Source organism: Streptomyces niphimycinicus, from assembly GCF_018883605.1.
GTDB lineage: Bacteria > Actinomycetota > Actinomycetes > Streptomycetales > Streptomycetaceae > Streptomyces > Streptomyces niphimycinicus.
Map to the genome: position 1 here is coordinate 69,571 of NZ_JAHLEM010000032.1, position 9,055 is coordinate 78,625.

Genomic DNA, 9,055 nt, shown 5'->3' on the forward strand with positions numbered 1-9,055 from the left:
GACCCGACTCGTTGTCGAATGGACGTAACGCAGTGCGATCCGGATCCATCGAATTCCCCGGACTTTCTCCGGCAGTCCTCATTGGGCCTCCCGCGTCACGAAGTTGACGTCCACTCATCTTCCGGGTCGGTAATACCGCCGGTAACCTCCCTCGCGACGGCAATCGGGAGGAGCGCACATGCGACGACGAACCCCCAGGCCCACCAGGACCCGCACGTTCACCAGTACCGTGCTCGCCGCGGCCGCCGCGCTGGGCCTCGGCATCGCCCTCGCGGCCCCGGCACCACAGCCGGCCAGAGCCGAGCCGGCCGCGGCGGCCACCGACTACTGCCGGGGCCAGTGCTCCGACATCCTCCCGCCGGGCGCGACCGGCAACGCCACCCTCGCCGACATCCTCGCCAACCGGGTGCTCGGCACCCACCCCGAGCACAGCGCCGACCAGCTCGGCCCGTACGGCGACCTGGCGAGCGGCTACCCCACCCTCACCGACGACAAGCTGACGAACTTCTTCAACGACTCCTCCTTCGGAGTCCCCGCCGACCAGGTCGCCTCCGTGACCAAGCCGCGCGACGACGTCACGATCACCCGGGACAAGAAGACCGGCGTCCCCCATATCCAGGGCACCACCCGCGAGGGCACCGAGTTCGGCGCCGGATACGCCGCCGCCCAGGACCGGCTGTGGCTGATGGACCTCTTCCGCCATGTGGGCCGCGGCGAGCTGACCTCCTTCGCCGGCGGCGCACCCGCCAACCAGGGCCTGGAACAGGACTTCTTCCGCCAGGCGCCGTACACCGAGGACGACTACCAGGCGCAGGTCGCTTCCATCCTCGCCCACGGCGGAGAGCGCGGCCGCCAGGCCCTGGCCGACGCCCAGGCGTATATCGACGGCATCAACGCCTACGCCAAGAAGGCCAAGGACGGCCGCTACTTCCCCGGTGAGTACGTGCTCACCGGCCATATCGACGCGATCACCAACGCCGGTGAGATCCAGCCCTTCAAGCTCACCGACCTGATCGCCCTCGCCTCCGTCGTCGGCGCGCTCTTCGGCAACGGCGGAGGCGGCGAGGTCGAGGGCGCGCTCTCGCTGCTCGCCGCCCAGCAGAAGTACGGCCTGACCGAGGGCGCGAAGGTGTGGGAGTCCTTCCGCGAGCGCAACGACCCGGAGGCGGCGCTGACCGTACGCGACGGCAGCTTCCCGTACGCCGGGAAGCCCGCCACGCCCAAGGGCGGCGCACTGCCCGACGCCGGGTCGGTCACCCCCGAACAGCTCGTCTACGACCGCGAGGGCGGCGCCACCAGGTCGGGTGCCACGGCCCGCACCAAGGTCAAGGCCCCGAAGGCATCGCTGGAGCCCCTGCGCGGCATCTACGACGACGGGGTGCTGCCCCGCGATCTGTTCAGCCGCAAGAAGGGCATGTCCAACGCGCTCGTGGTCTCCGGCAAGTACACCGCGAGCGGCCACCCGGTGGCCGTCTTCGGCCCGCAGACCGGCTACTTCGCCCCGCAACTGCTGATGCTCCAGGAGATCCAGGGCCCGGGGATCAGTGCCCGCGGCGCCTCCTTCGCGGGGGTCGGGATGTACATCCAGCTCGGCCGGGGCCAGGACTACGCCTGGAGCGCCACCACCTCCGGCCAGGACATCACCGACACCTACGCGGTCGAGCTGTGCTCCCCGGACGGCTCCACCCCGGCCAAGGACTCCACGTACTACCGCTACCACGGCGACTGCGTGCCGATGGACAAACTGGAGCGGCGCAACGCCTGGAAACCCACCCTCGCCGACTCCACCGCCGCCGGCTCGTACCGGATGCAGGTCTACCGCACCAAGTACGGACTGGTGACCCATCGCGCGACCGTGGACGGCAAACCGGTGGCCTACACCATGCTGCGCTCCACCTACCGCCATGAGGCCGACTCCATCATCGGCTTCCAGATGCTCAACGACCCGGGCTATGTGAAGGACGCCAAGTCCTTCCAGAGCGCGGCGCAGAACATCAACTACACCTTCAACTGGTTCTACGCCGACTCCCGGCAGACCGGCTACTACAACAGCGGGCTCAACCCGGTGCGCGCCGCCGACGTCGACCCCTCGCTGCCGGTCAAGGGCGAAGCCGCCTACGAGTGGCGGGACTTCGATCCCAAGGACAACACCGCCGCCGCCACTCCGCCCGCCGAACACCCTCAGTCCATCGACCAGGACTACTACATAAGCTGGAACAACAAGCTGGCCAAGGACTACAGCGTGGCCGGTTTCGGCAATGGCTCGGTGCACCGCGGCAACCTCCTCGACGACCGGGTGCGCGCCCTGGTCCGCAAGGGCGGTGTCACCCGCTCCGCGCTCACCCGGGCGATGGCCGAGGCAGCCGTCACCGATCTGCGCGGCGAGGACGTACTGCCAAAGCTGCTGAAGGTGCTGCGCTCGGCGCCCATCGACGACCCCCAGTTGGCCACGGCCGCACAGCAGTTGGACTCCTGGCAGTCGGCGGGGTCACAGCGGCATGAGACCAGCGCGGGCTCGCACACCTACGGGCACGCCGACGCGGTACGGATCATGGACGCCTGGTGGCCGCTGCTGGTCGAGGCCGAGTTCACATCGGGACTGGGCGACGGCCTCTACGACGCGCTGCGCGCCAATCTGGCGGTCGACGAGGCGCCCTCGGCCGGACACGGCCCCACCGGCTCGCACGCCGGGTCCTCGTTCCAGTACGGCTGGTGGTCCTATGTCGACAAGGATCTGCGCACGGTCCTCGGCGAGGACGTCAAGGGGCCGCTGGCCCGGCCGTACTGCGGCGGCGGACAGCTCAGCGCCTGCCGTGACGCGCTGCTGACCAGCCTGAAGACGGCCGTGGGCAAGACCGCCGCCCAGGTCTACCCGGGAGACGACAACTGCTCCGCGGGCGACCAGTGGTGCGCCGACGCCATCATCCACCGGGTGGTCGGCGGACTGACCCACGACAAGATCAGTTGGCAGAACCGGCCGACCTTCCAGCAGGTCGTGGAGTTCCCGGCCCACCGCTGAGACCACCGGGGCGGGGCCTCGCACCCGGCGAGGCCCCGCCCCCGCTACACGTCCCCGATGCGGCCCGCGCGCAGCACCACCCGGGCCAGCTCCGGATGGCAGATGTCGCTGTGCGCCCCGGCCGGCGGCACACCGTGCCGTACGACCTCCGAGACATCGACGCTCACGCAGCCCTCAGCCGGGAACGGGCCCTCCAGCGCCTCGGCCAGGTCCAGGCGCGGGCACCCCTCCACCGCCTGGAAGCCGTCGTACCCGATGGCCCCCCAGCGGGTGTCGTCCGGCAGCGGCGAGGCATCGTTCCCGGGGGCCCGCGACGCCTCCGGGTACAGCAGCCCGAGCGCGGTGTCATGGTGCGAATGGCAGGACACCACGGGCCCGCGGACCCGGTGGGCGGCGGAGCGCAGGGCGCCGCCGCGGTGGGCGGCGTGCGGCAGTCGCCCGGCGAACGCGTAGTGCGAGAACGCCCCCTGGAGCAGGGTCACCGACGCCACCGTGGCGCCCTCCGGCAGCCCGGTCAGCGCGTACGACACCAGCCGGCCGCCGAAGCTGTGGCCCACCAGATGGAGCCGCGGGGCGGGCCGGACGGCCGCGAGGGCGCCCAGCGCCGGGCCGAGGCCCTCGCGCCCGACCGCCGCGGCCCGCCGCTTGATCACGTAGTACGTCCCCTGGCGGAGCAGTTCGTGCGCCCCGTCCCAGAGGCCGCCGGGCCCGCTGTCGGGAAAGGCGCGGTCCTCCGCGTCGGCCTTCGCGCGCGCCTCGGTGAGCGCGGCCGCGAACCGCTCGCAGACCTCCGTCACGTCCTGCCCGAACATCGCGGGTACGCCGTCCTCGTCGCCGTCCGCCGCGTCCCCGGCCGCGCCGGACTCCCCGTGGATCCGGACCAGCCCGCGCACCAGCACCCCGAACTCATCCAGCGCCGCGAGCCGTTCGGGCCGCTCGGTCAGCAGCTCGGCCAGGCGCGCCACGATCTGCCGCCGCCCGGGGAAGACCACATCCAGCGCCCGGTGGGTCTCCGCGTCGAGCCCCGGGCGCGGGGCGTCCGCGTCGGGGCCCGGTGGCGCGCCGGGTGCCGGCTTCGCGGGTAAGCCCGCGAGCGACTCGTCCGCGAACCGCATCGACGGCCACACCACCCCCACATAGCCGAGCCGCGCCGGGCCCGCCTCGCCGAGCAGCTCGGGAAAGGGCGCGAAGAAGCGGTCATAGAGCCGTGTGGCCATCGCCCGGGTGTTGTTCCAGCCGTGCGCGAACACCACCAGATCCGTGAGGTCGCACTGGGCGGCCTGTTCCAGCAGCCGGTCCCGCTGCCGGAGGTCGACCTCCCCGTAGGCGTCGAATCTCAGCTCCCAGTACGGCCGTACGCTCATCCCCGTCATCGCCGCTCCCCCTTGGATGGCCCGATGTGCGTGCATCGTCCCAACTGCCCCGTCCGCTGACCATACGTCACGCATACGGTAGCCGTCGGACAATCGGCCAGCCGTTCGACTTACCCGGAATGACGCGGGCGGAACCTGGAATGCCGGACTCCGCGGCCATCCGGAGATAGGGAATTCCCGAATATCCATCGGAAGGATATTCCCGCTGTTCTCGGGATCAGTTGACCCGGAAGGCGCTGCACTATGCTGCGAACGGAAACGTCATTGGGGTGCCGAATACTCTTCGAGCGGAAGGCCGGAATGCCCTTAAAAGATCGATGGCAGTACCCGGCGGCGCTGCTGGACACCACGATGGACCAGCTCAGAACGTTGCTCGCGGTTCATGAGGCGGGCACCGCGCTGGGCGCCGCCCGGCTGCTCGGGCGGGAGCAGTCCAGTGTGCAGAAACAACTGGACACCCTGAACCGGAACTTCGGCGCACTGTGCGGAGAGCCGCTGGTGGTCAAACGGGGACGCAGCCGGAATGTGCTCTTCACCGCCACCGGGGAGTCCCTAGCCGGACTCGCCCGCGGCACCCTGGAGGACTGGCTGGAGGGGCTGCACGACAGCCGCCGCCGTCTCGGCAGCCGGCTCTGTGTCGGCTCCACCCGTTACACCCTCGGCTTTCTGTTGAATGCCGTGGAGTTGGTCACCGGGGAATTCGACCGCCGGGGTGTCGAGCTCAAGGTCGAGCATGTGCGCACCCGGGATCTGCTGGAGCGGCTCGACGCCAAACAGCTCGACCTGGTGTGCGGCAGCGTCCTCACCACGGCGGGCCACGACAGCCGGCTCGACGGCTTCGAGGTGATGGAGTGGCGGCGCAGCGGGCTGTCCCTGGTCACCAACTTGGGCGCCGAGGAGCTGCCCGGGCCCGCGGTCCCGGTGAGCGAGCTGCCCCGGCTGCCGCTCGCCGTCTCGGCCGACGGCCTCATACCCGGCTTTCTGCGCGGCTGGTTCGGCGCCCGCTACCGCCAGGAGCTGCATATCGCGGCCGAGATCGACACCGTGCAGTACGGACTGGAGCTGCTCTCCTCGGGGGTGCTGCGCGGCTGTGTGCTGGTCACCGAGGGCATCGGCGACGCGGTGGCCGACGGGCGGATCCGCGCCGGTGCCGGGCTGCGCACCCTGGAGCTGACCGACGGTGTGGGGCCGGAGCTGGAAGTGCTGATCGGGGTGTTCGTACGGGCCGGGGAGCGCGCAGCGCAGGACGCCGGTCATCCGCTCAATGTGCTGTGGGACGCGCTCGCCGGGGAGAACGCCCGCTGGCGCGGGGTGATGCGCAAGAAGCGCCCCGGCCGGTAACCCGCCGGCCGCGCGCCGGGAGGCTGGTGTGCCTCTTCCGTTTACACATACCGACTGGTTAGTCTGCGCTGCGGGCAGGAGCCGAGCCGAGTCGATCCGAGGAGCTGCGAATCGTGGGTACCGTGCGTGGGGCGCGTGTTGTGGTCACCGGGGCGGGGGGTGGCATCGGCGCCGCCCTCGCCCGGCGCTTCGCCGCCGAGGGCGCCCAGGTCGTGGTGAACGACCTCGACGCGGCCAAGGCCGCCGCCGTCGCCGAGGAGATCGGCGCGACCGCGGTGCCCGGCGACGCCTCCGGCATCGTGCCCGCGGCCCGCGAAGCGCTCGGCGGCGCCATCGACATCTTCTGCGCCAACGCGGGCGTCGGCCACGACGGCGGCCCCGAGGCCGACGACGAGGCGTGGCAGCAGTCCTGGGACGTCAATGTGATGGCCCATGTGCGGGCCGCCCGGGAGCTGCTGCCCGAGTGGCTGGAGCGCGGCAGCGGCCGCTTCGTCGCCACCGTCTCCGCCGCCGGGATACTCACCATGATCGGCTCGGCGCCGTACGCCGTCTCCAAACACGCCGCGCTCGCCTTCGCCGAATGGCTCTCGGCCACCTACCGCCACCGCGGCATCGCCGTCCACGCGGTGTGCCCGCAGGGGGTGCGCACCGACATGCTGACCGCCACCGGGGCCGCCGGGGACCTGGTGCTGGCGCCCACCGCGATCGAGCCCGAGCAGGTCGCCGACGCCGTCCTCGCGGGCATCGAGGAGGAGCGCTTCCTGATCCTTCCGCACCCCGAGGTGGCCCGCCACTACGCGGCCCGCGCCGGTGACACCGACCGCTGGCTGGGCGGTATCAACAAGCTTCAGCGCAAGTTCGAGGCTCTCGAGGCGGCATCCGGCTCGGGCTGACCCGAGGGCCCGCCGCTCCCGTACTCTCCGCACCACCACCCTCACCCCCGTCCAGACAGGGCCGCATCCATGACCACGTACCAGGACCAGCCATGGCTCGCCCAGCTCACCGAGGCGCAGCGCCGGACGATCACCCCACGGCCGAGCCCGCTGCACGCGTTCCGGGACGCCGTGCGCACCGCCCCCGGCCATCCAGCGCTCGTCTACTTCGACGGACGGCTGACCTACCGGGAGGTCGACGAGCTCTCCGACGGCATAGCCGGCCATCTCGCCGAGCGTGGCTTCGGGCCCGGCGACCGGATGGCGATCATGCTCCAGAACACCCCGCACTTCGTGATCGCGCTGCTGGGTGCGTGGAAGGCGGGCGGTACGGTCGTCCCGGTCAACCCCATGTACAAGGGCGCCGAACTGGCGCACATCCTCGGCGACGCCGAGGTGAGCGCCCTGGTCTGCTCCCGCCACGCCTGGGAGGACTACATACGCGAGACGGCCGCCGCCTCCCCGGTGCGCATCGCGTTCACCGCCGACGCCCGTGAGCTCCAGACCCGCGACGACGCGCGGGTGCTGCGCGATGCGCCCCTCCCGGTCCCGGAGGACACCGAGGACCTTCTTACGGCCGCCCGCGCCGGAGCCCGCCCGCCGTCCGTCCCCGCACCGCGCGCCGAGGACATCGCGCTGATCAGCTACACCTCCGGGACCAGCGGCACCCCCAAGGGGGCCACCAACACCCACGGCAACATCTCCTACAACGCCGACCGGCAGCACCACCTCCATGAGCTGCCCGAAGGTTCGACGCTCTTCGCGCTGGCCCCGCTGTTCCACATCACCGGCATGGTCTGCCAGCTCTGCGCGTGCATGTCCGGAGCGGGCACCCTGGCCCTGGCCCACCGCTTCGAGACCGGTGTCGTCCTCGACGCCTTCGCCGAGCACCGCCCCGCCTACACCGTGGGCCCCTCCACCGCCTTCATGGCGCTGATGGCCCACCCCCAGGCCACCCGCGACCACTTCTCGTCCTTCCGGATCATCTCCTCCGGTGGCGCCCCGCTGCCGCCCGCGCTGGTCGAGCGGTTCCAGTCGGCCCTCGGCCCGTATCTGCACAACGGCTACGGGCTCACCGAGTGCACCGCCCCCTGCGCCAGCGTCCCGCCCGGCGTCCGCGCGCCCGTCGACCCGGTCTCCGGCACCCTCGCCGTCGGCGTCCCCGGCGCCGACACGCTCGTACGCATCGTGGACGACGCCGGACAGGACGTGCCGTTCGGCGAACAGGGCGAGATCGTCGTCCGCGGCCCGATGGTGGTGCCCGGCTACTGGCGGCGCCCGGAGGCCACCGCGGCCGCCCTCCCCGACGGGGAACTGCGCACCGGCGACATCGGCTTCATGGACGCGGGCGGCTGGCTGTACGTGGTCGACCGCAAGAAGGACATGATCAACGCCTCGGGGTTCAAGGTGTGGCCGCGCGAGGTCGAGGACGTGCTCTACACTCACCCCGCCGTGCGGGAGGCGGCGGTCGTCGGCAAACCCGACGCGTACCGCGGCGAGACGGTCAAGGCGTATGTGAGCCTCCGACCGGAGGCCGAGGCCACACCGGACGAGCTGTCCGCGTACTGTGCGGAGCGGCTCGCCGCGTACAAGTACCCGCGCGAGGTGGAGATCCTGCCCGAGTTGCCCAAGACGACGAGTGGCAAGATCCTCCGGCGGGAACTGCGAGGATGAAAGAGAAAGTCAGAAGGGCAGAAGAGAACGGGTGGCGACGATGGCCAGAACGACGGACGGTGACGGACAGCCGGTGCCACAGCGGCTGCTGGCGGCTGCCACCCGCCTGTTCGCGGAGCGGGGATACGACCGGACGTCCGTACAGGAGATCGTCGAAGCGGCGGGCGTCACCAAGGGCGCTCTCTACCACTACTTCGGCTCCAAGGACGATCTGCTCCATGAGATCTACGGCCGGGTGCTCCGGCTCCAGCAGGAGCGCCTGGACGCGTTCGCGGACGCCGACGCGCCGGTGGAGCGGCGGCTGCGGGACGCGGCGGCCGATGTCGTGGTGACCACCATCGAGAACCTCGACGACGCCACGATCTTCTTCCGGTCGATGCACCAACTGAGCCCGGAGAAGCACAAGCAGGTGCGCGCCGAGCGGCGCCGCTACCACGAGCGGTTCCGCGCGCTGATCGAGGAGGGGCAGCGGACCGGGGTCTTCAGCTCCCGGACCCCGGCCGATCTGGTGGTGGACTACCACTTCGGCTCCGTCCACCACCTGGGCACCTGGTACCGGCCCGGCGGCCCACTGGGCCCCCAGGAGGTCGCCGACCACCTGGCCGACCTGCTGCTGCGCGCGCTGCGGCCATAGATGTCCTCAATCGCCGGACGGGCTGGATTTTCCAGCCCGTCCGGCGATTGAGGACCGGGGTCCGGGGCGGAGCCCCGGTTGA

Annotated in this window: 6 protein-coding genes; 5 read left to right on the forward strand and 1 reads right to left on the reverse strand. The window is 71.3% G+C overall.

The annotated features are described in order from the left end of the window. The first annotated feature begins 178 nt into the window (after positions 1–178). A complete protein-coding gene (locus tag KN815_RS04075; RefSeq protein WP_216340242.1) occupies positions 179–3,019 on the forward strand; it encodes a penicillin acylase family protein in 2,841 nt (946 codons plus the stop codon). A 44-nt stretch (positions 3,020–3,063) separates the two neighbouring features. On the opposite strand, the gene KN815_RS04080 is transcribed toward KN815_RS04075, so the two are convergent. Then, positions 3,064–4,392, reverse strand: coding sequence for a lipase family protein (locus KN815_RS04080; RefSeq protein ID WP_216340244.1), 1,329 nt, complete (start codon positions 4,390–4,392; stop codon positions 3,064–3,066). A 300-nt stretch (positions 4,393–4,692) separates the two neighbouring features. On the opposite strand from KN815_RS04080, the gene KN815_RS04085 reads away from it, so the two are divergent. The 4 genes from KN815_RS04085 (at position 4,693) to KN815_RS04100 (ending at position 8,973) form a co-directional block, all read left to right on the forward strand. Then, positions 4,693–5,733 carry a LysR family transcriptional regulator gene (locus tag KN815_RS04085; protein WP_216340246.1) on the forward strand — a complete coding sequence of 347 codons (1,041 nt, stop codon included), beginning with the start codon at positions 4,693–4,695 and terminating at the stop codon, positions 5,731–5,733. Between the two features lie 113 nt (positions 5,734–5,846). Continuing rightward, positions 5,847–6,626: an SDR family oxidoreductase gene (locus KN815_RS04090; RefSeq protein WP_216340247.1), complete on the forward strand. Its 780-nt coding sequence runs from the start codon at positions 5,847–5,849 to the stop codon at positions 6,624–6,626. 69 nt (positions 6,627–6,695) lie between these two features. Further along, positions 6,696–8,339: a class I adenylate-forming enzyme family protein gene (locus KN815_RS04095; RefSeq protein ID WP_216340249.1), complete on the forward strand. Its 1,644-nt coding sequence runs from the start codon at positions 6,696–6,698 to the stop codon at positions 8,337–8,339. A 40-nt stretch (positions 8,340–8,379) separates the two neighbouring features. Continuing rightward, positions 8,380–8,973, forward strand: coding sequence for a TetR/AcrR family transcriptional regulator (locus KN815_RS04100; protein WP_253208742.1), 594 nt, complete (start codon positions 8,380–8,382; stop codon positions 8,971–8,973). The last annotated feature ends 82 nt before the right edge of the window (positions 8,974–9,055 follow it).